Genomic DNA, 26585 nt, shown 5'->3' on the forward strand with positions numbered 1-26585 from the left:
CGGGCGCGTCGGCGGCATCCACGCCCGCGCCCACCATCGCGGCCTGGTGGCAGACCAGGTCGACACCGCGCAGGAGCATTACGCGCTGGCATGGTCGGAGTCGACGGGCGGCTCGGTCGTGGCATTGCGCTACCACAACGTCTACGGTCCGGGCATGCCGCGCGACACCCCCTACTCCGGCGTGGCCGCGATCTTTCGTTCATCGCTGGAAAAGGGTGAGCCGCCAAGGGTTTTCGAGGACGGTGGCCAGATGCGCGACTTCGTCCACGTCGACGACGTGGCCGCCGCCAACGTATCGGCAGCGTCGGTTTTGGCCGGCGGCTCCGGCTTCACCACGGTGAATGTCTGCTCGGGACAGCCGATTTCGATCCTAGAGGTCGCCACGGCGCTGTGCGACGCGCGCAGGGATTCCAGTGGCGCGGTCAACCCGGTGATCACCGGGCAGTACCGCAGCGGCGACGTGCGCCACATCGTCGCGGATCCCAGCCGGGCCGCCGAGGTGCTGGGATTCCGTGCGGCCGTCCGCCCGCGCGACGGGCTGCGCGAATTCGCGTCCGCCCCGCTGCGCTAGCGGCCGGCCGGCGGCCGGAAGATCTTGGGTTTCGGGACCGGGATCTGGCGGGTGCCGGAGTCGTCGCCGCGGAAGATCCGGGGCGCGTCGGACCCGCCGCCGACCCGCACACGCGTCGTCGGTGCGGCCGACGGCGGCGGCGCGCCGGCCGGGATGCGGGTGGTCGCCGCGGCCGGAATGCGGGTGGTCCCCGCCTCCTGCTGAGGGCCCGGCTGAGCCCCCGCACCACGGGTGTGCGCCGCGCGGGGCTTCTTGCGTCGCAGTCGCCGGCCGGTGAGCTGACCCGTGACGATCGCGGCGGCCAGGATGCACAGGGCCAGCCCGCACAGCGCCACGTCGAAGGTGCTGGTGATCTGCTGGGCGAGATTATTTCCGTAGACCGGGTTTTGCGCGGCGGAGTTCGGAATCTCCTCGAACCGCGGGGCCAGCACGACGCCGACCACCACCCGCGAAATGCTCAGCGTGGCAACGAGTCCGCACAGCGACGAGATCAGCCGCGCGGACACTGCGTCGTTGGCCAGGTTGACGCGCAGCCAGATCGCGAGGGCGGCGGTGGCCAGATCGAACCCCGCCAGCACGATGCTGTCGTATCGCGAGTACGGGTAGTTCAGCGCCACCCCGACGAACAGGTCGGTGAACCGCATCGCCATGGATCCCACGCACCACACGACGATCAGCAGCAAGCCATTTCGGGCCGCCGCGCGCCAGGCGTTTTCCTGGGTCGTCGACAGCGTGCGGTCGCCGAACAGCGCCCGAGGCGCAAAGATCGCGGCGGCCGCCGCCCACGCAAGGTAGCCCTCGAACCCGACCCCGGCCGTCGACGTGTTCTGCGCGATGCCGTGGAACGCGTCGATGTCGCGACCGGCGGGGAGGCTCCACACAACGAGCCCGGCGACGAGTGTCGACGCGCCGAGCGCGACGGTGGCCAGCCGGGAAGCCTTGGTGCTGCGAAGAAGCCACCGCGACGCGACGAGCACGGCGACCAGCGCCACCACGCCGTACACCACCGCCGTCGCGATGACCGAGATGTTCTGCTTGCCGAAGCCGCCCGATCCACCGGTCACGGCGTACTTGATCCGCCAGTACAGGTTGAACGCAAAACTCAGCACCGCCAGTACCAAGGACGCATAACCGATGATCCGCGCGGAGCGCTGCCACCCGGCGAACTTCTCGTCGTCGGCGGCGGCACCGGTGATCGCCGGTTGCGCGCACAGCAACGAGCCGGCGATGCCGAACCATGCGCCCGGTCCGACGCCGCCGGGCACGGTGACGGTGCCGCCGAATCGGACGGTCTCGACCGCGTCGAAGGCGACGAAGGCGAGCACCAGCAGCACGTAGGGGACGTTGAGCCAGAGACGGATTCGGTTGGCCGCCGCGGCGTTGAATTGCGGGCTGGCCGACCGCCCGGCGCCAGCCGCGACGAGCGAGATCAGGGACAGCAACGTCACCGCGAACAGCACCGCGAACGGGATCCGGCTGCTGCCGGGGATCGCCAGGCCGGAGTACAGATTCCACGGCAGCACCAGCGCGATGACCAGCAAGGCGGCGGTGATCAGGTCGGCGACGACGTTTCGGCGCCGCCTCGACCGCTGCGCCGCGCGTGGAGCCTGACCGGGTGGGTCGACGGCGGCCAGCCGCTGCGTTTGGTCGCTGATCGGGCCGGTGGGCGCGTCGTCGCTGCTCTGGCTCACGGTTCCCCCCGGGTATCGAGGACGGTTGCTGGCGGCGCCGCTTCGGTTGGGTGGCGAGGGAACCACCTGCCCGGCCGACTGCGTTGCTTACTTGGAAACATAATCCCCGTTCGGACGACGCGGCAGTGGCTGCGATGAGAACGTGCGATTCCGCGGATGTTGTTCCGCGGAGACGTTCCCGCGGTTTGGGAACGGTTACGCTGCGCTCATAGGCGGACGCTGTCGCCCGAATGACTGTTACTGCCGACGATATCGCAGTGTAGTGATGCAGGGACATGCTGGTTGCGGGGTGGCCAGCCGAAGGAGAGTCGGGATGGACGTCGTTTTGGGGGTCGCGGTCACCGGCCCTGTTGCCCACTTGGCGCTTGTCGGACAGGGCGCCCAAGGTGCCGACGTGATCGACCAATCCGAGGTCGAGCTGGCTGGCAACCCGGTCGGGACGCTGACCGAGACCGTGGTCGGTACGAATCGGCTGTTGGCCGAGCAGAACCACCGGCTGACCGCCACGCGGCTTTGCTGGACGGACCACCCCCAGGCTGACCGGTTGCGGCAGGCGCTGGAAGATTCCGGCGTCCACGACGTCGCGGTGCTGTCCGAATCGCAGGCGGTCACCGCGCTGATGCGCGCGGCGGGACGGTCCGGTCCCGCGCTGGTGGTGGGCGACGAGGCGGCGACCCTATTGGGCCCCGCGGTGGGAGACGAGAGTGCGCCGCCCACCCTGCTGGCCAGCGCACCGCTGGCCGGCGACTCGGGCGATCAAGCCACGGGCACACTCGACACGTTGATGGCCAGGCTCGCCGACCAGCCGGGCGCCGCGGGCGACCTCTACCTCGTGGGCGCGTCGTCCGACCTCAACACCGTCGCAAACCAGATTCGCGAGACGTCGACGATGCGAGTGCAGATCCCAGACGACCCCACCTTCGCGCTTGCCCGCGGCGCGGCATTGGCCGCCGTGCCGGGGGCGCTGTTGGCGGCCGGAGACGCAACCGCGATGGCGCCGGCGGCGGGGCTCACGGGAGACGAGACAGCCTATTCGCCCGTGACCGGGCGCACCGGAGACGAGACCGCCTTCGCGCCCGCGGCCGAGCCGGCCGCCGAGGATCAACAGCTGGCGTATTCGATGGCCGACGAGGGCGAGCCGCTCGCGGCCGACGACTTCGGCGACGAGTACGGCGAGTTCGACGGTGACGAGGCCGAGACGGGGCCATTGCCGTTGAGCAGGCGGTCGGTGGTGCTCGGCAATGCGGTCATCGCGTTCGCCGTCGTCGGATTCGCGTCGTTGGCGGTCGCGGTGGCGGTCGCCGTCCGGCCGACCGCGAGCGCGCAGCCGGTGGTCGGGCACCAGAACGCCGCCCCGGGCAAGTTCATGCCGCTGCTGCCGACGCAACAGCAGGCGCCGGTTCCGCCGCCCCCGCCCGATCAGCCCAACGCCGGATTCCAGGGCGGCGTCGTTCCGGACTCCAACGGCTACATTCCCCCGCAGTTGATGTCCGGCGGGGCGCCGGCCGCCCCGGTCAATCCCGCGCCGGGCGTTCCGGGTTTCGTGCCGAACCCGAACCCGTATGTGCCGATCCCGATCCCGATCATCGTTCCGTACCCGCCGTTGGGGCCGACTACGACGACGACCACGACGACGCTGACGACGACCACCACGACAACCACGTCGCTGGGTCCCTCGACGACGACCACGACGCCGACGACGACTACGACGCAGCCGACGACGACCACCACGCAGCCGACGACGACTACGACGCAGCCGACCACGACCACCACGCAGCCGACGACGACGAAGCAGCAGCAGGTTGTCACGACGACACCGCCGACCTCGACGGTGCAGCAGACAGTTCCGACTCAGACAGTTCCGACTCAGACAGTCCCCACGCAGACCATTCCGAAGCAGCCGCTCACCCCGCAGCAGCCGGTCACCCCACAGCAACCGGTGACCCCGAAGGCGCCCATTTTCACGCCCCACCACTGACACGTGGTCCTGGCGGGTTGCTGCGGTTGGTGGCGTCTCGAGCGGTTCGCTGACCCGGCTGCGCAGCCCGGCAAATATTCTTTGCCCAAATGACTGTTCTTGCCGGCAATAACGCAGTGTAATGATCCCAGGACATGCTGGTTGAAGGTTAGCCAGCCGAAGGAGCGTCGGGATGGACGTCGTCTTGGGGGTCGCGGTCGCAGGTCCCGTCGCCCGCATGGCCCTTGTCGGGTCGGGCGCACCGGGATCTGGCGTGCTCGACCAATCCGTCTTCGACATCGCCGACCACCCGATCGACACCCTGACCCGGAGCGTGGTCGGAACGGATCGGCTGCTGGCCGACGAGGACCACCGCCTCGTCGCGACCCGGGTGTGCTGGCCGGACGCCCCGAAGGCCGACGATCTGCGCCGGGCACTCGAAGACTCGGGTCTCCACAACGTTGCCGTGCTGTCGGAGTCGGAGGCGGTGACGGCGTTGATGCGGGCGGCCGGGCGGGCCGGCGGTGTGCTCGTCGTTGACGACGACACGGCGACGCTGTCGCTGGTGGGTGCGGACGGCGACGGTGCAGAGCCGACCATGCTGGCCAGGCAGCCCCTCGGCGGTGCTGATGCCACCGCCGCGTTGAACACGATGATGGACACCCTCGGCGGCCAGCCCGGGACGCCGCAGGACGTCTACCTTGTCGGCGCGTCGTCGAACCTCATCGGGGTTGCCGACCAGCTTCGCGACGCCTCAACCGTGCGAGTGGAGATTCCCGAAGACCCCACATTCGCACTCGCCCGCGGCGCGGCGCTGGCAGCCGGGTTGGCGCCCACGACGCCGGTCACACCGGGAGCGGCGACCTCGATAGCTCCCGTGACCGGGCTCGGTGGAGACGAGACCGCCTTCGCGCCCGCGGCCGAGCCGGCGGCCGCGGACCAGCAGCTGGCTTACTCGATGTCCGACGAGGGCGACGCCCTCGGGGCCGACGAGTTCGACGACGAGTACGACGACGAGTACGACGACTTTGACGACGACCCCGCCGCGACCGTCCGGATACCGCTGAGCGGACGGTCGGTGCTGCTCGGCAATGCGGTCATCGCGTTCGCCGTCATCGGATTCGCGTCGCTGGCCGTCGCGGTGGCGGTCGCCGTTCGGCCGACCGCGAGTGCGGCGCCGCTGGTGGGGATCCAGAATGCTGCCCCCGGGAAGTTCATGCCACTGTTACCGACGCAGCAGCAGGCGCCGGTTCCGCCACCCCCGCCCGATCAGCCCAACGCGGGTTTCCAGGGTGGCGTCGTTCCGGACTCCAAGGGCTACATTCCGCCGCAGTTGGTGTCGCGCGGCGGCGACAGTCCCGCTCGGGTAGTCCAGGTCAACCCGGCACCGATTGCTCCGGTCAACCCGGCGCCGGTAGCGCCCGTCAACCCGGCGCCGGCAGCACCGGGCCTTCCAGGCTTTGTGCCCAACCCGAACCCGCTTATTCCCATTCCGATCATCATTCCGTTGCCGGTGCAACAGGCACCGCCAAACTTGCCGCCGGTGGTGCCACAGCCGCCCGTGGTGCCGCCGCCGGTGGTGGTGCCACTGCCGCCGGTAGCTCCGCAGCCGCCCGTGGTGCCGCAGCAGCCCGTGGTGCCGAAACCGGTTGTGCCACAGCAGCCCGTGGTGCCGAAACCGGTTGTGCCACAGCAGCCCGTGGTGCCGCAACAGCCGGTGGTCCCGCAGCAGCCGGTGGTGCCGCAGCAGCCGGTCGTCCCGAAGCCGGTGGTGCCGCAGCAGCCGGTGGTCCCGAAGCCGGTGGTGCCGCAGCAGCCGGTGGTCCCGAAACCGGTTGTGCCGCAGCAACCTGTGGTCCCGCAACAGCCGGTGGTCCCGCAGCAGCCGGTCGTCCCGAAACCGGTTGTGCCACAGCAGCCCGTGGTCCCACAGCAGCCGGTAGTCCCACAGCAGCCGGTGGTCCCGAAGCCGGTGCTGCCGCAGCAGCCACTGGTGCCGCAGCAGCCATTGGTGCCGCAGCAGCCGCTGGTGCCGCAGCAGCCGCGCCGCTACTAAGGGCCCGCCGCGGCATACCGAATCCCGCCGTCGGGCTATTGTCGGCAGCCATGCCCGAGGCTGTGACGGTGGTGCTGCCCTGCCTGAACGAGGAGGAGTCGCTGCCGGCGGTGCTGGCGGCGATCCCCGCCGGCTATCGGGCGCTGGTGGTCGACAACAACAGCACCGATGACACCGCCGCGGTCGCGGGCCGGCACGGCGCCGAGGTGGTCGTCGAGCCGCGGCCCGGGTACGGCTCGGCGGTGCACGCGGGCGTCGTCGCCGCGACCACGCCGATCGTACCGGTCATCGACGCCGACGGCTCCATGGATCCCGGCGACTTGCCGCGGCTCGTCGCCGCGCTCGAAGACGGTGCCGACCTGGTGATAGGCCGGCGCCGACCCGTGCCGGGGTTGCATTGGCCGTGGGTCGCCCGGGTGGGCACCGTGGTGATGAGCTGGCGGCTGCGCACCCGGCACGGCCTGCCGGTGCACGACATCGCGCCGATGCGGGTCGCGCGGCGGGAGGCGCTGCTGAACCTGGGCGTCGCCGACCGGCGCTCGGGGTATCCGCTCGAGCTGCTGGTGCGAGCCGCGGCCGCCGGCTGGCGGGTGGCGGAACTCGACGTCAGCTATGGCCCCCGGACGGGCGGCAAGTCGAAGGTCAGTGGTTCGCTGCGGGGCAGCATCACCGCGATCGTGGACTTCTGGAAGGTGATTTCGTGAGCGGCTTGCCGGTGACCCTGCTGGTGGTCGCCAAGGCTCCGGAACCCGGCCGGGCCAAGACCCGGCTCGCCGCGACCGTCGGCGACGAGGTCGCCGCCGACATAGCCGCCGCCGCGCTGCTGGACACACTGGACGCAGTGGCCGCCGCGCCCGTGGCGGCGCGGGTGGTGGCGCTCACCGGCGATCTGGGCGCCGCCGCCGGCGCCGCCGACATCCGGCAACGGCTCGCGTCGTTCACGGTGATCGGGCAGCGTGGCGCCGGCTTCGCCGACCGGCTCGCCAACGCACACGCCGACGCGGGCCTCGAGGGATATCCGGTGCTGCAGATCGGGATGGACACCCCGCAAGTAACCGCCGACCTGTTGACCGGCTGCGCGCAGCAGCTGGTCGAGTCGCCCGCCGTGCTCGGGCCGGCGCGCGACGGGGGATGGTGGGTGCTGGGTGTGCGCGCGCCGGCGATGGCCGAATGCCTGCGCGCCGTCCCGATGTCTCAACCCGACACCGGAGAGCTCACGGCGAAAGCTTTGCGGGACAACGGTATTGACGTCACATTGGTGCAACGGCTGGCCGACTTCGACGTCGTCGCCGACATCGCCGCGGTCCGGGATGGGTGCGGGCCGGCCAGTCGGTTCGCCCGCGTCACCCGCGCAGCCGGGCTCTAGGACCGGTCGGGTGTGCGCCCTGGGCGGCCAGTGTGCGTCCAGGACGCCATCGACGTACACGCGGCAAGCGAGTTCAGGCCCGCAACCGCAACACCACGAACCGCCCGACGATCCCGACGGCGAATACGGCCAGCCCCGAAATCACCGCCTGCCACGGCAGGGTGGCGACCAGCAGCAGGCAACCCGCCACGCCGCACACGTTCAGGATCCGACGGCCGCGCCCTACATCCGGCAGCGTGTAGGCCGAGGCGTTGGCGATCGCGTAGTAGATCAACACCCCGAACGACGAGAAGCCGATCACCCCGCGCAGGTCGACGGTGGCGACCAGGACGCAGACGACCACCCCGAGTGCGACCTCGGCGTGGTGCGGCACCCGGTAGCGCGGGTGAACGGCCGCCAGCCACGCGGGCAGATCACGATGACGGCCCATCGCCAGCACAGTGCGGCCGAGCCCGGCGATCAACGCGAGCAGCGCGCCCAGGCTGGCCAGCGCGGCGCCGACGGTGATCACCGGCACCAGCGCCGGGACCCCGGCGGCCCGGACGGCGTCCGCCAGCGGAGCGGCGGCATGCGCGAGCCGATCGGGTCCCGCGGCGAGCAGGGCCGCCACGCCGACCACGAAATAGATCGCGACCGCGATCGCCAGGGCGAGGGTAATCGCGCGGGGGATGGTGCGGGCCGGGTCGCGAACCTCCTCGCCCATCGTCGCGATCCGCGCGTAACCGGCGAACGCGAAAAACAGCAACCCCGCCGACTGCAGGACGCCGTAGACCGTTCCGGTCGGCCAGTGCATCAACTGCGTCGGTGCCGGCCTGGTCACCGCGATCCCGACGACCACCGCGGCAAGCGCAATCACCGTGCAGGCCAATAGTATTCGGGCCAGCAGCGCGGTCTTGGTGACGCCCCGGTAGTTCAGCGCGATCAGCAGGACTACGGCTCCCACCCCGATGATTCGCTGCGCCCAGGCGGGCCCCGGAATCGCATAGCTGGCGACCGTCAGCGCCATGGCCGCGCAGGACGCGCTCTTGCCGATCACGAATCCCCAGCCGGCGATGAAGCCCCACCACGGGCCTAGGCGTTCACGCCCGTAGATGTATGTCCCGCCCGACGTCGGATAGACCGCGGCCAGTTGCGCCGACGCGGTGGCGTTGCAGTACGCGATGGCGGCGGCCACCGCCAGCCCGATCAGCAGGCCCGCGCCGGCCGCCCGCGCGGCCGGGCCGAACGCCGAGAACACACCGGCGCCGATCATCGAACCCAGCCCGATCACCACCGTGTCGGTCGTGCCGAGCCGTCGGGCCAGTCGTTGCTGTTCTTCCATGGCCGCCTACCAGTTCGTGAAGATCACGGAGTTGATCACCAGGGCGCCGGTAGCATTGAGCGCCAACCACATTCGGTGTGAGCGTACCGGCAGCAGCGCGGCCGCCGCGGTGAGCCAGACGGTGAACGGCAGCCAGATCCGCTCGACCTCGGCCTTGCTCAGCATGCTCAGGTCGGCGACGACGATGGCCGCCAGCATCGCCAGTAGCACCAGGTGCAAACCGGAGCGGCCACGGATCGCGGCCCGGTCGAACAGCCGGGCGATCCCCGCGACGCTGCCCAGCCCGATCGCGCACACCACGCTCGCCAGGTTGGCCCAGCTCCAGTACGCAAACGGCCGGTCCTTGGCCACTCCCTGCCAATAGCGTTGCTGCACAAGGTTATAGCCGTCGAACCAGTAGAACCCGGCCACGGCGAAGGTCACCGCCACCGCCAGCGCGGCCAAAAACGCCGGGCCGAGCGCCCGCAGGACCGCTCGCCATCCGGGCGCCGAGACCAACACCGCCAACGCCGGAATGCCCATCAGCGCCAGGCCGTAGTTGACGAACACCCCCCAGCCGAGCAACAGACCCGCGGCGGCGGCAACCAGCGCGGGAAAACGGACCGGCCGGTGCACCGCCACCGCCAGTAGCGCGATGCCCCACGCCGCGACCCCCGCGAAGTAGGCATCCGCGGAGACCGCCACCCAGATCGCCGTCGGTGCCACCGCGACGAAAGGCGCGGCCCGCCGCGCGGTCGGCTCGTCGGCCAACGCGCGAACGCCGATCAGTACCGCCGCCGCCGCGCTGGACCCGGCCAGCAGGCAGAGCAGGGCGGCCCAAGCTCCGCCGTGCAGGCCGATCCGGTCCAGCCACACGAACGTCAACAGCGCGCCCGGCGGATGCCCCGAGACGTGGGTGATCCACGAGTTCGGCTGGAAGTCGAGGATCCGGCTGGAGAACGTGCGCACCGCCGCTGGAATATCGGTGATGCTTCCCACCTGCGACAGGTACTCGTCGCGGGTCGTCAGCCGGCCGGCGAAGCCGCGTTGCCAGCCGTCGATCAGCGAAAGCGCAAACGCCCACCCGCACGCGGTGGCCCAGCTGACCAGCAATAGGGCCCGCCACGAAAGACGTTGCGCCACAGCCGGTCCCCACAACACGGCGGCGACCGCGATGAGAATCGCCGGGCCGGTTCCCCAGCCGACATGGGCGTCCCAATACCCGAAGATCGGCGCGGCGCCGGCCCGCATGGCGAAATGTTCCAGCCCGGTATCCGAACGGGGTTTGACGCCCCAGTTCAGCCGCGGCAGCACGAACGCCGCCGCCAGCAGGACGACAGCGAAGGCGACGGCCAACCACTCCCGGCGAGCAATCCTCACGGTCGCCCAGCCTATTGATCGGCTTGGTCGCCCGCGCCGGCGAACCGGCGCACCAACGCCGCCCGGTCCACCTTGCCGATCCCGCGTCGCGGCAGCGCCGTGACGATGTGCAGCTCGCGCGGAGCGGCGGTGGCATCGAGCGTGCGCGACACGTGCGCCCGCACCGCCTCCAGCGTCGGGGGCACGCAACCGTCGCTCACCACGACCGCAGCGACCACGCGCTGGCCCAACGTCGGGTCGGCGAGCCCGAAGACCGCGCAGTCGCTGACGGCGGGATGGGTGCACAGCGCCGCCTCCACGGGTTGCGGCAGCACGGTCAACCCGCCGGTGCTGATCGCGTCGTCGGCGCGGCCGAGCACGGTCAGCACGCCCGCGTCGTCGATGGCACCGAGGTCGTCGGTGCGAAACCAGCCCGGCTCGGCGAAGGGATCGGGATCGACCGGGTTGCGATAGCCCTTGGCCAGCGTCGCCCCGCCGATCACGATGCGCCCGTCGGTCACCCGCAGCCGGACCCCGTCCAGCGGGACGCCGTCGTAGACGCAGCCCCCGGCGGTCTCGCTCATCCCGTACGTGCGCACCACCGCGATGCCGGCCGCGGCGGCGGCGTCGAGAACCGGCCGCGGAGCCGGCCCGCCGCCGATCAGCACGGCGTCCAGGCCGGCCAGCGCCGCCGTCGCCGCCGGATCGGTCAGGGCCTTGGCCAGCTGCGCGGCCACCAGCGACGTGTACCGCCGGCCCGAGCCCAATCGCCTTACGGCGCCGGGCAATTGGGTGACATCGAAGCCGGCGGAAACATCGAGCTCGACGGGCGGGCAACCTGCGAGCACGCTGCGTACCAAGACTTGTACGCCGGCGATGTGATGGGGCGGCAACGCTAGCAGCCAGTTCCCCGGGCCGCCGAGACGGTCGTGGGTCGCCGACGCGCTGGCGACCAAGGCGGCCGCGGTCAGCAAGGCGCCCTTGGGCGCGCCGGTGGTTCCCGACGTCGTCGCCACGAGGGCGACGTCGTCGTCTATGGCTTCGCCGACGCGCAACGCGCGCAGCTCGGAATCGCTCGCACCCGCGGGGGTGACGACCAGAGCGGGATCACCGTCATCCAGGACTCCGGCCAGCGCGGGCAACAGCGCCTCGGTGGCGGAGCCCGGCGCGACGCGCAGCGCCCGCAGAACGGCTATGCGTGGGCCCCGCCGTCGTGCTCTTCGTCGAGCGGCCAGCCCTTGGCGGCCAACCGGGCGCGCACCCGGTCGATGTCGTCCTCGGACGGCAGCTCGTCGGTGAGCTTGCTGATCGCCACGCCGATGTCGATCTTGTCGAATTCGCCGTGCGCCATCAGGTCACCGGCCACGGCTTTGACTTCGTCGTTGGTCAGCCGCCGGGACAGCAGCGCGAGCACCGCAAAGGTGTCGGTCGCGGGAACGCCTTCCGGATATCCCGCGCGCAACCACGAGACAACGGAACTCAGGAATCGGTTCACTTGCTATCTCTCCGCGCGGGGGATCGGCAGGTCGGTGGACAACGATTCAATGCTACTTGTGCGGCGGCTTTGCTCCCAGGAAGGACTGGCCTATCTGGTGCGCGATGAAGTCGCGGGAGATGTACAGGAGAGCGAAGGCGATCACCGCAATCACCACCGCGTAGATCACCCAGGCGATCGCCAGCAGGATCGGATTCCTGTGTGGCGCGGTGCCGTCCGTGGTGAGCTGCCCGGCCCCGACGGCGTGGAACCGCAGCCCGAGGGCGAACAGCCCCGGCAGCGCGGCGCCGGCCAGCATGGCGAAGACCAGGATCTTCAGGGACGCCTGGTAGTTGAACCAATCGCTGAAGTGGCTCATGAGGGGTTCCCCGCGCTCACGGTGTCCTGCGAGCCGGTACCGGCGCCCGACCTCGGGCCGGTATCGGACGGCGGTTTTTCGTCCGACCCCTCGAGGCCGGCGGTGAGGCTGCCCTCCCATTCGGCGTTGACGTTCTTGTGGTCGACCTTGACCCTGCGCGACCGCAGGTAGATCGCCGTAGAGGTGGCGATCAGCAGGCCGAAGCCGATGATCGCGCCGGGGAATCCCCCGATGAGGTGCACGATCCAATAGGTGATCGCCCCGACCAAACCGGCCAGCGGAAGCGTCACCAGCCACGCGACCGCCATCCGCCCGGCCACGCCCCAGCGCACCTCGCCGCCCGGCTTGCCCAGCCCGCTGCCCAGCACCGAACCGGTGCAGACCTGCGTCGTCGACAGCGCGTAGCCGAAGTGGGTGGACAGCAGAATGACTGCGGCCGAGGAAGATTCGGCGGCCATGCCCTGCGGCGACTTGATCTCGACCAGTCCCTTGCCCAGGGTGCGGATGATCCGCCAGCCGCCCAGGTAGGTACCCGCTGCCATCGCCAGGGCGCAACAGACGATGACCCACAGCGGCGGTGCCGCGTCGGTCTTGCTGACCGCGCCGTAGGACATCAGCGCCAGGAAGATGATGCCCATCGTCTTCTGCGCGTCGCCGGTGCCGTGCGCCAGGGAGACCAGCGACGCCGAGCCCCACTGGCCGTACCGGAAGCCCGCCTCGGTGCGGTTGGTCGCAATGCCCCGGGTGATCCGGTAGACCAGCCAGGTCGCTATCGCGCCGACAACGATGGCCAGGATCGCGGCGACGACGGCCGGGATCAGCACCTTGGACACCAGGCCCTTCCAGATCACCCCGTGCGCGCCGACGGCGGCGATCGTCGCGCCGACGATGCCGCCGATCAGCGCGTGCGAGGAGCTGGAGGGGATGCCGAGCAGCCAGGTCAGCAGGTTCCAGACGATGCCGCCGACCAGGCCGGCGAACACCAGTTGCAGCGTCACGATGTGCCCGTCGATCAGGCCCTTGGCGATGGTGGCCGCGACCGCGGTGGACATGAACGCGCCCACCAGGTTGAGCACAGCGGACAGCGCGACGGCGGCCTTGGGCGCCAGGGCGCCGCTGGCGATGGAGGTCGCCATCGCGTTGCCGGTGTCATGGAAGCCGTTGGTGAAATCGAAAGCGAGTGCCGTGATTACGACGATGATGAGGAGGAACAAATCGATGTTCACAGCGCCTGATTCTGGTAGTTGGGGGATTAAATTGTCGAACGCTGAGATGGCGGAAACGCAGGTGTACCTCGACTCGTCGTTGAATATTAGCGCTTAGTTAACCTTACGTTCCCCACGGTCGCCGCGCGTGTCGCGGCGCAGTGGGTGGTCGGGCGGGACCTCGACGAAAATCAGGGTGATTCCGTCTGGATCGGTGACGTGCATCTCGCGCAGGCCCCACGGTTCCTGTCGCGCCTCGCGGGCGATCGCCACCCCGCGGCCCTCCAGCTCGGCCTGGGTCGCCACGACGTCACGGACCTGTAGCCACAGCGCGCCGGGAAAGGGGCCCCGGGAGTGGTCGGGGCTGCCGTAGCCCGCCAGCTCCAGCAGAGATTGGCCGGCGAAAAACACTGTGCCCGCGCCGTAATCGCGCGCGATGGCCAGGCCGATCTTGTCGCGGTAGAAGCTCAACGATTGCTGATAGTCCGCCGGCCGGAGCAGCATCCGGCTGCCCAGGATCTCCATAGCGTCGTGTCTATCACGTGCACCGGCTGCGCAGGGTTTCGACGCCCGGACCGGCGAGATCGTCGCACCCGGCGGCACGGCCGGTCATCGCGAGGAGCAACGACAGCAGCGGACCCTCAACCGCCTCGCCCTCTCCGTGCTGCCAGTCGTCGTCGGTGGCCTTCAGGGCGAGCCCGGCGACGCGCTTCTTGGATCCGATCAGCATGTTGGAGCCCTTGAAGAAGTCGATCACCTCGCGAACCGCGTCGGGCGGGTAGGCGTGCGCGATGCCCAGCGGACGCCGCAGGTCCTCGCCATGCACCACCACCTCACCGAGCCAGGAAGTCTTGGGGCCCGGCGGTGCCGAGGTGGAGTTCTGCAAGTCACGGAATTCGCTCAGGGTGGCGGCCGGGTCGGGGCCGCGGTGCTTGGCGATCTGAGCGTTGGCGAACTTGTCGAAGCTGAACCCGGCCTTGGCCATGTTGAGAAAGAAGGTGGCCGGGTTCAGTGAGGCGGTCGCCGACAGGTGCGCGACGATGTCGCGGACAGTCCAGCCCGGGCAGAGCGATGGCGTATCCCACTGCGCCGGCTCCAGGTCGGCGAGGTCGTTGGCGAGCGCCCCGCGCTCGGCGGCAATGGTGGCCCACAGATCGGACATGGCGACCTCCCGGAGTTAATGGGAATCGTTGAGGTGGTCGGCGCGGCGTGACATGAGCGCATTTACCCAGCGGGGGCCGACGGTGTTCAACGCGTTGAGGGCGACGGCCATCCGCGGCGCGATCCGCACCGGCCGGGTGCGGGCGGCGGTGACCATCCATTCGGCGGCTTCTTCCGGGCTCAAAGCGGGCATCCCGTCATACGCCTTCGTCGGTTTGATCATAGGAGTCGCGACCAGCGGATAGTAGAGCGTTGTCGAGTGCACGCCCTTGTGGCCCCACTCGGTTTCCACGACCCGGCCGATGGTTCCCAGCGCGGCCTTCGACGCGTTGTAGACACCGAACATGGGCGACGCCTCCGACATCACTCCCCAGGTCGAGACGTTGATGATGTGGCCGTCGCCGCGCTCGAGCATCCCGGGGGCCAGCCCGCGGATCAGCCGCAGCGGGCCGTAGTAGTTCAGCGCCATGATTCGCTCGACGTCATGCCACCGTTCCAGCGACTGGGCCAGGGGCCGCCGGATCGACCTGGCGGCGTTGTTGATCAAAATGTCGATGCCGCCGAGGTGCTCGTCGACGTCAGACACCAGCGCGTCGATGGCGTCCATGTCCGAGAGGTCGCACGGCATCGCCGTCGCCTCGCCACCCGAGGCCGTGATCCGGTCGACCAGCGCGTCCAGCAGGTCCTGGCGACGGGCGACCGCGACCACGGTGGCGCCGTGTTTGGCGAACAGTTCGGCGCCGGCCTCGCCGATGCCCGACGACGCGCCGGTGAGCAGAATCCGCTTGCCGTCGAGGCTGACCGGTTTGATCGGAGGCCGGTTGACCAGAATTTGCGGCGAAATCGGCGGCCGCATGGTGGCCAGCACCAGCTGGTCGGTTAGGCGGCGAAGGGGACTCTTGCTCACAGGGGGCGAGTGTAGTTTCGCCGCCGGACCGCTCAGAAGTAGCGCGGGAACGGGGTCCAGTCCGGTGGCCGCTTCTCCAGGAACGCGTCGCGGCCCTCGACGGCCTCGTCGGTCATATACGCCAGCCGGGTGGCCTCACCCGCGAATAACTGCTGACCCACCAGACCGTCGTCGAGCAGATTGAACGCAAACTTCAACATCCGTTGCGCCTGAGGCGATTTCGCGTTGATCTCGCGCGCCCACTGCACCCCGACGCGTTCGAGCTCGGCGTGATCGACGACCTCGTTGACCGCGCCCATGCGGTGCATCTGCTCGGCGGTGTACGCGCGGCCGAGGAAGAAGATCTCGCGGGCGAACTTCTGGCCGACCTGACGGGCCAGATACGCGCTGCCGTAGCCGCCGTCGAAGCTGCCGACGTCGGCGTCGGTCTGCTTGAAGCGGGCGTGCTCGCGGCTGGCCAGGGTGAGATCGCAGACCACGTGCAGGCTGTGCCCGCCGCCGGCCGCCCACCCGTTGACCAGGCAGATGACCACCTTGGGCATGAAGCGGATCAGCCGCTGCACCTCGAGGATGTGCAGCCGGCCGGAGCGGGCGGCGTCGACGGTGTCGGCGGTCTCTCCGGAAGCGTATTGATAGCCCGACCGGCCGCGGATGCGCTGATCGCCGCCCGAACAGAATGCCCAGCCGCCGTCCTTGGGCGACGGCCCGTTACCGGTCAGCAGCACCACGCCGACGTCGGGCGACATGCGGGTGTGGTCGAGCACCCGGTACAGCTCGTCGACGGTGTGCGGCCGGAACGCGTTGCGCACCTCGGGCCGGTCGAACGCCACCCGTACCGTGGCGTCGTCGACATGGCGGTGGTAGGTGATGTCGGTCAGATCGCCGAAGCCGTCGACGGGCCGCCACACCGCCGCGTCAAAAGGGTTGTCACTCAAGGCAGCCATGACCGCAACCCTAACGGTGCCCGCCGAACGTGACGGCACAGTCACACTCGGCCTCGAACGTGACTGCAGCGTCACGTTCGATGGGACAACTCACTGACGGCGTCCAGCCGCGCGATCGCTTCGGCGCTCAGCGTGACGCTCCCCGCGTCGATGTTCTCTTCGAGGTGCGTGATCGAGCGAGTGCCCGGAATCAGCAATGTGTTCGGCGCATGAGCCAAGATCCAGGCCAACCCGACTTGCGCGGGTGTGACGCCGAGTTCGCCGGCGATGTCGATCACCACAGCGTTGTCGGTGGCCTTGGGGAAGCCCGGGAATGCCGAGCCCAGCGGAAAGTACGGAACCCATGCGATGCCCTCGTCCACGCAGACATCGACCATCTCTTCCTGGGAGCGGTCCAGCAGGCTGTAGGCATTCTGCACGCACACGATTCCGGCGGGCAATGCTCGCCGCAGGACGTCGAGCGGCACACTGCTGATCCCGATCGCGCCGATCTTTCCCTCGTCGCGCAGTGCGATCATCTCGGCGAGCTGGTCGTCGAGGTCGACGACCTGATCACCCGCGGTGCCCACGCCGGGCCCGAGATCCATCCGGCGGAGATTGACCACCGGGACGCGGTCCAGGCCGAGCTGGCTCAGGTCGTCTTCGACGGCGGCACGCAGCTCGGCGGGCCGTTGCGCCGCGGTCAGCGGAATCGGTTGTTCGCCGGTGTAGCGCGCGCCGACCTTGCTGACGATGACGAGGTCGTCCGGGTACGGCGCCAACGCCGCGCGGATCCGCCGGTTCACCTCGCCGGGACCGTAGAACGACGCTGTGTCGATGTGGTTAACGCCGAGTTCGACCGCGCGGCGCAGCACCGCCGCCGCATCGTCGGCCGACGCCTCGAACAGTTGCATGGCGCCGTACCCAACGCGGGCGACCGCCGCCGTGCCGAGGCTGCCGACACCGCCGGGATGTGGTTGGTCCGTCATGATGCTCCCAATCTCGTGAGACACTGGAGTAATGCGGAGGCCCCTCCGCTTAGTCGATGGTAGCAGAAACGGAGGACCCTCCGCTTTGTCAGGCAGTGCCCGGTCCGACGCGCGCCGGAACCGCGAAAGGTTGCTCGAGGCGGCGACCGCGGCGTTCACCGCCGCGAACGGTGGGCCGGTCGCGCTCGAGTCGATCGCCCGCGGCGCCGGTGTCGGTATCGGAACGCTCTACCGCCACTTCCCGAATCGGGAAGCCCTCGTAGAGGCGATCTACCGTGCGGAGCTCGCTGAGGTGGCGGCCGCGGCCGAGCGGCTGCTCAAGAGGCATCCGCCGAAGACCGCCCTGCGCCGCTGGATGGACCGCTACGCCAGCTTCGTGGCCGCCAAGCGCGGGATGGCCGAGTCGCTGCAGGCCATCTTCGACTCCGGCGCCATGGAGCCGAGCCAGACTCGCGACAGCATCGTCGGTGCCGTCGACACGCTGTTGCGGGCCGGCGCCGACGACGGGACCCTGCGGCCCGATGTGCAAGCCGAAGATGTGGTGTCCAGCCTGATCGGCATTTTCTTGGTCAGCGGGTCACCCGAGCAGACGGGCCGCATGCTCGACCTGCTGCTGGCCGGGATTTCTTGTTAGCCCCACCCGCCGAACGTGACGGCACAGTCACACTCGACCGCGAACGTGACTGCAGTGTCACGTTCGAGGCCAGCACCTAGCCGACGGCGCGTCCCGCGCCTTCCCAGAACTGCGCCCGGACGGCCTTTTTGTCCGGCTTGCCCAGCCCGGTCAACGGCAGCGACTCGACGATGACGACGCGCTTGGGCGACTGCACCGAGCCCTTGCGGTCTTTGACCGCGGCCTGGATCTCGGCGGTCATCGCCTCGATCGCGGCGTCGTCGCGGGCCGCATCCGAGCGCAGCACCACCACGGCGGTGACGGCCTCGCCCCACTTGTCATCCGGCGCCCCGACGACACAGACCTGCGCGACGGCCGGGTGCTCGGCGACGACGTCCTCGACCTCGCGGGGGAACACGTTGAAGCCGCCGGTGACAATCATGTCCTTGACCCGGTCGACGATGAAGTAGAACCCGTCCTCGTCCTCGCGGGCCATGTCGCCCGTGTGCAGCCAGCCGTCCTTGAACGTCTCGGCCGTCGCGTCGGGCAGATTCCAGTAGCCGCCGGCCAATAGTGGTCCGCTGACACAGATTTCGCCCGGCTCGCCCTGCGGCACCGGCTTGCCGTCCTCACCCAGCAGCGCGACCCGCGCGAAAAGCGTTGGGCGCCCACAAGATGTCAGCCGCTTCTCGTCGTGATCGGCCTTGGGAAGGTAGGTGATCACCATCGGCGCCTCGGACTGCCCGTAGTACTGGGCGAAGATCGGGCCGAACCGCCGGATCGCCTCGGCAAGCCGCACCGGGTTGATCGCCGAGGCGCCGTAGTACACGGTCTCCAGCGACGACAGGTCGCGGGTGTGCGAATCCGGGTGATCCATCAGCGCGTACAGCATCGACGGCACCAGCATGGTCGCCGTAATGCGTTGCTCTTCAATGACTCTCAGCACCTCGGCCGGATCGAACTTGGCCAGCACGATCATCTGGCCACCCTTGACCAGGGTGGGCGTGAAAAACGCCGCCCCGGCGTGCGACAGCGGCGTGCACATCAGGAACCGCGGGTTCTCCGGCCATTCCCATTCGGCGAGCTGGATCGACGTCATGGTGGCGATGTTGCCGGTGGTGCCGATCACGCCCTTGGGCTTGCCGGTGGTGCCGCCGGTGTAGGTCAGGCCGCCGATATGGTTCGGCGGCAGGTCGGCAACCACTAGCGGCTTCGGCTCGTACTTGGCGGCCTCGGCGGACAGGTCGACGGCCACGCCGCTCAAAGCCTCGGGGACCGGACCGATGGTGAGAATCCGCTTCAGCGAGTCCACCTTTTCCAGCAGTCCCAGCGCGCGCTCGACGAAATTCGGGTTGGGATCGATGATCAGCGCGCTCGCCCCGGCGTCGTTGAGCACGTAGGCGTGGTCGTCCAGCGAGCCGAGCGGGTGCAGCGCGGTGCGCCGGTAACCCTGGGTCTGGCTGGCGCCGAGGATCATCAGGACCTCGGGACGGTTGAGCGACAGCAGGCCGACGGTGACGCCGGTGCCGGCGCCCAGCGCCTCGAACGCCTGCGTGTACTGGCTGATGCGCTCGGCCAGCTGGCCGCCGGTCAGCGTGGTGTCGCCGAGGAAGAGCACCGGCTTGTTCTTGTGGCGCTTGAGCGAGCCCACCAGCAGGTGGCCGTTGTGGGTCGGGTTGCGCAGCAGCTCGTCACCCATGGCGCCGCTCCTCCTCATCACTTCGTTCTGCATCGTCGCCGGCGCGACTCATGGCCCAAGACTAGAACGTGTTGCAATTCGGGTCGGCCGGACCCTGGGATCACTAGGATTCCTGCACATGGCTGGGGCCGATCTCAAGGCAGACGTCGTCATCACCGGAACCGTGCTGACCGTCGACGACGCACGCCCCACCGCCGAGGCCGTTGCCGTCACCGATGGCCGGATCGTCGCCGTGGGCACCCGGTCCGACGTCGAGGGCCTGATAGGTCCGGACACCGAGACCATCGATGTCGGCGACGGCTGCGTCATGCCGGGATTCGTTGAGGCGCATGGTCATCCGCTGATGGAGGCCGTCGCGTTGTCGGACCGCATCGTCGACATCCGCCCGGTCACCCTCCGAGGCGCCGACGACGTGGTCGCGGCGGTCCGGCGCGAAGTGGGAAAGCGCGGCGCGGACGGCGCCTACCTCAACGGGTGGGATCCGCTGCTGCAGCCCGGTCTTCCGGAGCCGACGCTGGCCTGGCTCGACGAAATCGCGCCCGACGGGCCACTGGTGATCATCCACAACTCCGGGCACAAGGCGTTCTTCAACTCGCAAGCCGCCCGCCTCAACGGGCTGACCCGCGACACGCCGGACCCCAAGGGCGCCCGGTTCGGCCGCGATGCCGGCGGGGAACTCGACGGCACCGCCGAGGAGATCGGCGCGGTGTTTCCCTTGTTGGCCGGGGCCGTGCAGCCCGGCGACTATCCGGCGATGCTGCACGCCGAGTGCGCCCGGCTCAACCGCGCGGGGCTGACCACCTGCTCAGAGATGGCGTTCGACCCCGCCTTCCGGCCGCTGGTCGAGCAGCTGCGCGGCGAGCTCTCGGTGCGCCTGCGCACCTACGAGATCTCTAACCCGCAGATGTCGACCACCGCGACGCCGGGCGAGGGCGACGACATGCTGCGCCAGGTCGGCATCAAGATCTGGGTCGACGGCTCTCCGTGGGTCGGCAACATCGCCCTGTCCTTCCCTTACCTGGACACCGAGGCGACGCGCACCATCGGCGTGACGCCCGGCTCCTGCGGATGCGCCAACTACACCGCCGAGCAGCTGACCGAAATCGTCGGCGCCTACTTTCCGTTGGGCTGGCAGATGGCCTGCCATGTGCACGGCGACAACGGCGTCGACACCATCCTCGATGTCTACGAAAAAGCACTGCAGCGCTGGCCCCGTCCAGACCACCGCCTGCGGCTCGAACACGTCGGCGCCATTCGGCCCGAACAACTCAAACGCGTCGCCGCGCTCGGCGTCACCTGCAGCATCTTCGTCGACCAGATCCACTACTGGGGCGACGTCATCGTCGACGGCCTGTTCGGACCCGAACGCGGATCCCGTTGGATGCCAGCGGGATCCGCGGTCGCCACCGGCATGCGCATCTCGCTGCACAACGACCCACCTGTCACGCCCGAGGAGCCGCTGCGCAACATCAGCGTCGCCGCGACCCGGACGGCGCCCAGCGGCCGGGTGCTGGCGCCCGAGGAGCGCTTGACGGTCGAGCAGGCGATCCGCGCGCAGACCATCGATGCCGCCTGGCAGCTGTTCGCGGACGACGTGATCGGCTCGCTGGAGGTCGGCAAGTACGCGGACATGGTGGTGTTGTCGGCCGATCCCCGCGCCGTGCCGCCCGAGCGGATCGCCGAGCTCGACGTGCGCGCCACGTTTCTGGCGGGCCGCCAGGTCTACCGCCGGTGAAGCCCGCGCTGGACGACCTGCTGGACCGCCTGCACGTGGTCGCGCTGCCCATGCGGGTGCGTTTCCGCGGCATCACCACCCGCGAGGTCGCGCTGATCGAGGGCCCGACGGGCTGGGGCGAGTTCGGCGCGTTCGTGGAGTACGGGCCCGCCGAGGCCGCCGCGTGGCTGGCGTCGGGCATCGAGGCCGCCTACCGCCGCCCGCCGCCGGCGCGACGCGACCGGATCCCGATCAATGCCACCGTGCCGGCTGTCGCCGCCGATGAGGTCGGCGAGGTGCTGGCGCGTTTTCCGGGCGCGCGAACGGCCAAGGTGAAGGTCGCCGAACCGGGACAGACCCTGGCCGACGACGTCGCGCGCGTCAACGCCGTGCGGGAGCTGTGCCCCACCGTGCGGGTGGACGCCAACGGCGGCTGGACCGTCGAGCAGGCGGCTGCGGCCGCGGCCGCCCTGACCGCCGACGGCCTGCTCGAGTACCTCGAGCAGCCCTGCGCCACCGTCGACGAACTCGCCGAACTGCGCCGGCGGATCGACGTGCCGATCGCCGCCGACGAAAGCATCCGCAAAGCCGACGATCCGCTGGCCGTCGTCCGCGCCCGCGCCGCCGACGTCGCGGTGCTGAAAGTCGCTCCGCTGGGCGGGGTTTCGGCGCTGCTCGACATCGCCTCGCGGATCGGCATTCCGGTCGTCGTTTCCAGCGCGCTGGACTCGGCGGTCGGCATAAGCCATGGCTTGATCGCCGCGGCGGCCCTGCCGCAACTCCGGCATGCCTGCGGGCTGGGCACCGGCGGCCTGTTCGCCGAGGACGTCGCCGAGCGCGCCGCACCCGTCGACGGGAGCCTGGCCGTCGCGCCGGTGACGCCGGATCCCGCGCGGCTGCGGGCCCTGGGCGCGCCGCCGGAACGGCGGCAGTGGTGGATCGACCGGGTCAAGGCCTGCCACCCGCTGCTTGTAACGTGCTCCGAGTGACCAACCTGGCTTACGACGACCGCGGGACGGGCGAACCCGTCGTCTTCATCGCAGGCCACGGCGGTGCCGGGCGCACTTGGCTGCCGCATCAGGTGCCGGCGTTTCTGGCGGCGGGGTATCGCTGCATCACCTTCGACAATCGCGGGATCGGCGCCACCGAAAACGCCGAAGGGTTCACGACGCAGACCATGGTCGCCGACACGGCGGCCCTGATCGAAAAGCTGGGCGCCGCCCCGGCCCGCGTCGTCGGAGTCTCGATGGGCTCCTACATCGCCCAGGAACTCATGGTGGCCCGGCCCGATCTGGTGAGCGCCGCGGTGCTGATGGCGACGCGCGGCCGCCTGGACCGCGCCCGGGAGTTTTTCCACCAAGCCGAGAACGAGTTCTTCCAGTCGGGTGTCAAGCTGCCCGCCGGCTATGAAGCGAAAATGCGCTTGATGGAAAGCTTTTCGCGCAAGACCCTCAACGACGACGTGGCGGTCGCGGATTGGATCGCGATGTTCAGCACGTGGCCGGCCAAGCAAACCCCGGGAACGCGCTGCCAGCTGAACATCTCCCCGCAGACCAATCGGCTGCCCGCCTACCGCAACATCTCGGCGCCGGTGCTGGTGATCGGGTTCGGCGACGACCTGGTGACACCGCCGCACCTGGGGCGCGAGGTGGCCGACGCCATACCCAACGGCCGCTACGTGCAGATCCCCGACACCGGTCACCTCGGGTTCTTCGAGCGGCCGGAGGTCGTCAACGCCGAGATGTTGAAGTTCTTCGCCGACGACAAGGCCTGAGGCCAGTTCAGCGGCCCTGTGACACCCTGTAGGAGTGAACCCCTCGACGACACAGGCCCGCGTCGTCGTTGACGAGCTGATCCGCGGCGGCGTCCGGGATGTGGTGCTGTGCCCCGGCTCGCGCAATGCCCCGCTGGCGTTCGCGTTGCAGGACGCCGACCGCTCCGGCCGGCTCCGGCTGCACGTCCGGATCGACGAGCGCACCGCCGGCTACCTGGCCATCGGTCTGGCGATCGCCGCCGACGCGCCGGTGTGCGTCGCGATGACGTCGGGCACGGCCGTGGCCAACCTCGGCCCGGCGGTGGTGGAGGCCAACTACGCGCGGGTGCCGCTGATCGTGCTCTCGGCCAACCGGCCCTACGAATTGCTCGGCACCGGGGCCAACCAGACGATGGAGCAGCTGGGCTACTTCGGCACCCAGGTTCGCGCCACGATCAGCCTGGGCCTGGCCGAGGACGCACCCGAGCGGCTGCCCGAATTCAACGCCACCTGGCGATCGGCCACCTGCCGAGTGTTGGTGGCCGCCACCGGTTCTCGCACCGCCAACGCCGGCCCCGTGCACTTCGACATCCCGCTGCGCGAACCGTTGGTGCCGGATCCGGAACCGCAAGCGGTGACGCCGCCGGGCCGGCCCGGTGGCAAACCATGGACCTACACGCCCGCGGTCAGTTTCGATCAGCCACTCGACATCGACCTGGCACCCGACACGGTCGTCATCGCGGGGCACGGCGCGGGCGTGCAGCCCGAGCTGGCGCAGTTGCCCACAGTCGCCGAGCCGACGGCCCCACCGCCGGCCAACCCGCTGCATCCGCTGGCGCTACCGCTGCTGCGCCCCAAGCAGGTGATCATGCTCGGCCGTCCGACCCTGCACCGGCCGGTGTCGGCGCTGCTGGCCGACCCGCAGGTGCCGGTGTACGCGCTGACCACCGGGCCGCGCTGGCCCGACGTCTCGGGTAACTCGCAGGCCACCGGCACCCGGGCCGTCACCACCGGGACGCCGAATCCGGCGTGGCTGCACCGCTGCTCGGAGATGCACCGCCACGCCGTCACCGCCGTCCGGGGCCAGCTCGCGGCCCACCCGCTGACCACCGGCCTGCATGTCGCGGCCGCGGTCGCCGACGCGCTGCGCCCGGGCGACCAGTTGGTGCTCGGGGCGTCGAACCCGGTGCGCGACGCGGCCCTGGTCGGCCTGAACACGCACGGCATCAACGTCCGGTCCAACCGCGGCGTCGCCGGCATCGACGGCACGGTGTCGACCGCGATCGGGGCGGCGCTGGCCCATGAGGGGCGCCATGACGGGCGCACCGTCGCGCTCATCGGTGACCTCACGTTCGTCCACGACAGCTCCGGGCTGTTGATCGGCCCTACCGAGCCGACACCGCGGCGCCTGACCATCGTGGTGTCCAACGACAATGGCGGCGGCATCTTCGAACTCCTCGAGCAGGGCGACCCGCGGTTCTCCGACGTCTCGTCGCGGATCTTCGGGACGCCGCACGATGTCGACGTGGGCGCGCTGTGTCGCGCCTACCACGTGGAGAGCCGGCAGATCGAGGTCGAAGAGCTCAACGGGGCCCTCGACGAGCCCGGGGCCGGTATGCGGGTGCTGGAAGTCAAGGCGGACCGGTCCTCCCTGCGACAGCTGCACGCCGCCATCAAGGCGGCCCTATGAGGATCGGTGTGATATCGCCGAAGACGTTGTTGCGCATCCTCATTCACGGCCGCAGTGATGAACCGCCGAAGACCCGCCCGAGAATCGTGTTGCGGTGGGTGCGCATTGCGGTGCTGATTGTGGCTTGCCTGGTCACGCTGCAGTCGGTGCTGCTGGTCGCCGGTGCCTGGCGCGACGACATTGCCATCCAGCGCAACATGGGCGTCGCACAGGCCGAAGTGCTCAGTGCCGGGCCACGGCGATCCACCATCGAATTCGTCACGCCCGAACGCGTTACGTATCGGCCCGAGCTGGGTGTGTTGTATCCGTCGGAATTGTCCACCGGCATGCGGATTTACGTCGAATACAACAAGCGGGATCCGAACCTGGTCCGCGTGCAGCACCGCAACGCCGGGCTGGCGATCATCCCGGCGGGGTCCATCGCGGTGGTGGCCTGGCTGGCCGCCGGTGCCGTGTTGGTCGCTCTGGCGCTGTTGGACAGGCGGTTGGACGGCCGCGTGAAGGGCGGCGAGGAGCCGGGCGAATCGCCGTCTTAGGGCCTTAAGCAGCAGATTTCGCGCCCCGTATGCCCGTCGGCAACCTTGACGACAGGCAATGCTGGCATTGTGATGGCGTGCGCGTTGCAATCGTCGCCGAATCATTCCTCCCCAATGTCAACGGTGTCAGCAACTCGGTGCTGCGCGTCCTGGAGCATCTGCGCCGTACCGGTCACGAAGCGCTCGTAATCGCGCCGGACAATCCGCCGGGCCAGCCCCGGGCGGATCGGATTCACGACGGCGTGCGGATACATCGCGTGCCATCGCGGATGTTCCCAAAGGTCACCACGTTGCCGCTCGGTGTGCCGATGCCCCGGATGCTCAGCGTGCTGCGCGGTTTCAATCCCGACGTCATCCACCTGGCGTCGCCGGCGCTGCTCGGCTACGGCGGCGTGAAGGCGGCCCGGCGGCTGGGGGTGCCGACGGTCGCGGTGTACCAAACCGACGTCCCCGGTTTTGCGGCCAGCTACGGCATTCCGATGACGGCACGCGCGGCGTGGGCGTGGTTCCGCCACCTGCACAGCCTCGCAGACCGGACCCTGGCTCCTTCCAGCGTGACGATGGAATCTCTTGTCGCCCATCGATTTCCGCGGGTACACCGATGGGCGCGCGGGGTCGACGTGCTGCGGTTCGCGCCGTCGGCGCGCAGCGAGGCCCTGCGGCGCCGGTGGTCGCCAGAAGGCAAGCCGATCGTCGGGTTCGTCGGCCGGCTCGCGCCGGAAAAGCACGCCGAGCGGTTGGCCGCGCTGAGGACCGACGAGTCGGTGCAGCTCGTCATCGTCGGCGACGGCGTCGACCAACGCAAACTGCAATTGGCCATGCCCACAGCGGTTTTCACCGGTGCACTGTATGGCGAGGAGCTCGCCGAAGCGTATGCCAGCATGGACGTCTTCGTGCACACCGGCGAGCATGAGACGTTCTGCCAAGTCGTGCAGGAAGCGCTGGCGTCGGGGCTGCCGGTGATCGCGCCGGACGCCGGCGGACCCCGTGACCTGGTCGCCCCCTGGCGGACCGGACTTTTGTTGGGAGTCAACGAGTTCGAGGCGCGGTTGCCCGGCGCTGTGGCGCACCTGCTCCAAGAACGCCACCGCTATTCGCCTGCCGCTCGGCGCAGCGTGCTCGGCCGCAGCTGGCCGGTCATCTGCGATGAGCTGCTCGGCCACTACGAGGCGGTCCTTTCGCCCTACGCGCCGGCGCGGGTGTCGTTCCGGCGACATGCGCAGGGTGAGTGAGTGTCCGAGC

General features: G+C 69.7%; 25 protein-coding genes. 12 read left to right on the forward strand and 13 right to left on the reverse strand.

All coding sequences use genetic code 11. The annotated features are described in order from the left end of the window. Positions 1–571 (forward strand): NAD-dependent epimerase/dehydratase family protein (locus tag A5736_RS12390; RefSeq protein WP_139333285.1); only part of this gene is annotated, 571 nt, incomplete at its 5' end. Here the strand turns inward: A5736_RS12390 and A5736_RS12395 are convergent. Continuing rightward, entirely contained in the window at positions 568–2205 is a 1638-nt protein-coding gene (locus tag A5736_RS12395) for a hypothetical protein (RefSeq protein ID WP_175611258.1), read from the reverse strand. The two genes, A5736_RS12390 and A5736_RS12395, sit on opposite strands and share 4 nt — an antisense overlap. A 370-nt stretch (positions 2206–2575) precedes the next feature. Here A5736_RS12395 and A5736_RS26340 point away from each other — a divergent pair, with 370 nt between their 5' ends. The 4 genes from A5736_RS26340 (at position 2576) to A5736_RS12415 (ending at position 7641) form a co-directional block, all read left to right on the forward strand. After that, positions 2576–4240, forward strand: a complete 1665-nt coding sequence (locus tag A5736_RS26340) for a hypothetical protein (protein ID WP_076246455.1) — start codon at positions 2576–2578, stop codon at positions 4238–4240. 172 nt (positions 4241–4412) lie between these two features. After that, complete coding sequence (locus A5736_RS12405; protein WP_076246457.1) at positions 4413–6275, forward strand: hypothetical protein; 1863 nt, start codon at positions 4413–4415, stop codon at positions 6273–6275. 50 nt (positions 6276–6325) lie between these two features. After that, entirely contained in the window at positions 6326–6979 is a 654-nt protein-coding gene (locus tag A5736_RS12410) for a glycosyltransferase family 2 protein (RefSeq protein WP_076246458.1), read from the forward strand. Further along, positions 6976–7641, forward strand: coding sequence for a DUF2064 domain-containing protein (locus A5736_RS12415; protein ID WP_076246460.1), 666 nt, complete (start codon positions 6976–6978; stop codon positions 7639–7641). The genes A5736_RS12410 and A5736_RS12415 overlap by 4 nt, the downstream gene beginning before the upstream one ends. 73 nt (positions 7642–7714) lie before the next feature. Here the strand turns inward: A5736_RS12415 and A5736_RS12420 are convergent, their stop codons facing one another. The 11 genes from A5736_RS12420 to A5736_RS12470 form a co-directional block, all read right to left on the reverse strand. Then, the gene (locus tag A5736_RS12420) at positions 7715–8962 is read right to left on the reverse strand and encodes an APC family permease (RefSeq protein ID WP_076246461.1); all 1248 of its coding nucleotides are present in this window, start codon (positions 8960–8962) and stop codon (positions 7715–7717) included. Positions 8963–8968: 6 nt separating this feature from the next. Beyond that, a complete protein-coding gene (locus A5736_RS12425) occupies positions 8969–10321 on the reverse strand; it encodes a hypothetical protein (protein WP_076246463.1) in 1353 nt (450 codons plus the stop codon). Between the two features lie 11 nt (positions 10322–10332). After that, complete coding sequence (gene menE / locus A5736_RS12430; protein WP_217695751.1) at positions 10333–11433, reverse strand: o-succinylbenzoate--CoA ligase; 1101 nt, start codon at positions 11431–11433, stop codon at positions 10333–10335. Positions 11434–11492: 59 nt separating this feature from the next. Continuing rightward, positions 11493–11795, reverse strand: a complete 303-nt coding sequence (locus A5736_RS12435; protein ID WP_076123911.1) for a DUF3349 domain-containing protein — start codon at positions 11793–11795, stop codon at positions 11493–11495. Between the two features lie 52 nt (positions 11796–11847). Next, the gene (locus A5736_RS12440) at positions 11848–12153 is read right to left on the reverse strand and encodes a hypothetical protein (protein WP_076246466.1); all 306 of its coding nucleotides are present in this window, start codon (positions 12151–12153) and stop codon (positions 11848–11850) included. Next, positions 12150–13379, reverse strand: a complete 1230-nt coding sequence (locus A5736_RS12445; RefSeq protein WP_076246467.1) for an inorganic phosphate transporter — start codon at positions 13377–13379, stop codon at positions 12150–12152. The genes A5736_RS12440 and A5736_RS12445 overlap by 4 nt, the downstream gene beginning before the upstream one ends. Before the next feature lie 93 nt (positions 13380–13472). Further along, positions 13473–13883, reverse strand: coding sequence for a VOC family protein (locus A5736_RS12450; RefSeq protein WP_076123917.1), 411 nt, complete (start codon positions 13881–13883; stop codon positions 13473–13475). A gap of 13 nt (positions 13884–13896) precedes the next feature. Next, positions 13897–14520, reverse strand: coding sequence for a maleylpyruvate isomerase family mycothiol-dependent enzyme (locus A5736_RS12455; protein WP_076246469.1), 624 nt, complete (start codon positions 14518–14520; stop codon positions 13897–13899). A gap of 15 nt (positions 14521–14535) precedes the next feature. Beyond that, positions 14536–15426, reverse strand: coding sequence for an SDR family oxidoreductase (locus A5736_RS12460; protein ID WP_076246470.1), 891 nt, complete (start codon positions 15424–15426; stop codon positions 14536–14538). A 32-nt stretch (positions 15427–15458) separates the two neighbouring features. Beyond that, complete coding sequence (locus A5736_RS12465) at positions 15459–16361, reverse strand: 1,4-dihydroxy-2-naphthoyl-CoA synthase (protein WP_076246569.1); 903 nt, start codon at positions 16359–16361, stop codon at positions 15459–15461. Positions 16362–16441: 80 nt separating this feature from the next. Then, on the reverse strand, positions 16442–17338 hold the full coding sequence (locus A5736_RS12470) for an aldo/keto reductase (RefSeq protein ID WP_076246571.1): 897 nt from the start codon (positions 17336–17338) through the stop codon (positions 16442–16444). An 85-nt stretch (positions 17339–17423) separates the two neighbouring features. Here A5736_RS12470 and A5736_RS12475 point away from each other — a divergent pair, with 85 nt between their 5' ends. Next, entirely contained in the window at positions 17424–17972 is a 549-nt protein-coding gene (locus tag A5736_RS12475) for a TetR/AcrR family transcriptional regulator (RefSeq protein ID WP_076246472.1), read from the forward strand. A gap of 76 nt (positions 17973–18048) precedes the next feature. Here the strand turns inward: A5736_RS12475 and fadD8 are convergent, their stop codons facing one another. Further along, positions 18049–19683, reverse strand: a complete 1635-nt coding sequence (gene fadD8 / locus A5736_RS12480) for a fatty-acid--CoA ligase FadD8 (protein WP_369805052.1) — start codon at positions 19681–19683, stop codon at positions 18049–18051. A gap of 85 nt (positions 19684–19768) precedes the next feature. On the opposite strand from fadD8, the gene A5736_RS12485 reads away from it, so the two are divergent. The 6 genes from A5736_RS12485 to A5736_RS12510 all read left to right on the forward strand — a co-directional run bounded on the left by A5736_RS12485 (position 19769) and on the right by A5736_RS12510 (position 26575). Then, the gene (locus A5736_RS12485; protein WP_076246473.1) at positions 19769–21385 is read left to right on the forward strand and encodes an amidohydrolase; all 1617 of its coding nucleotides are present in this window, start codon (positions 19769–19771) and stop codon (positions 21383–21385) included. Further along, positions 21382–22353, forward strand: a complete 972-nt coding sequence (locus A5736_RS12490) for an o-succinylbenzoate synthase (protein ID WP_076246475.1) — start codon at positions 21382–21384, stop codon at positions 22351–22353. Before A5736_RS12485 ends, A5736_RS12490 begins: the two co-directional genes overlap by 4 nt. Then, positions 22350–23138: an alpha/beta fold hydrolase gene (locus A5736_RS12495; protein ID WP_076123982.1), complete on the forward strand. Its 789-nt coding sequence runs from the start codon at positions 22350–22352 to the stop codon at positions 23136–23138. Before A5736_RS12490 ends, A5736_RS12495 begins: the two co-directional genes overlap by 4 nt. 34 nt (positions 23139–23172) lie before the next feature. Next, the gene (gene menD / locus A5736_RS12500; RefSeq protein ID WP_076246477.1) at positions 23173–24807 is read left to right on the forward strand and encodes a 2-succinyl-5-enolpyruvyl-6-hydroxy-3-cyclohexene-1-carboxylic-acid synthase; all 1635 of its coding nucleotides are present in this window, start codon (positions 23173–23175) and stop codon (positions 24805–24807) included. A gap of 8 nt (positions 24808–24815) precedes the next feature. After that, the gene (locus tag A5736_RS12505) at positions 24816–25343 is read left to right on the forward strand and encodes a DUF3592 domain-containing protein (RefSeq protein WP_076246573.1); all 528 of its coding nucleotides are present in this window, start codon (positions 24816–24818) and stop codon (positions 25341–25343) included. 77 nt (positions 25344–25420) lie between these two features. Next, entirely contained in the window at positions 25421–26575 is a 1155-nt protein-coding gene (locus tag A5736_RS12510) for a glycosyltransferase family 1 protein (RefSeq protein ID WP_076246575.1), read from the forward strand. Positions 26576–26585 lie beyond the last annotated feature (10 nt).

The organism is Mycobacterium sp. SP-6446 (genome assembly GCF_001954045.1).
GTDB lineage: Bacteria > Actinomycetota > Actinomycetes > Mycobacteriales > Mycobacteriaceae > Mycobacterium.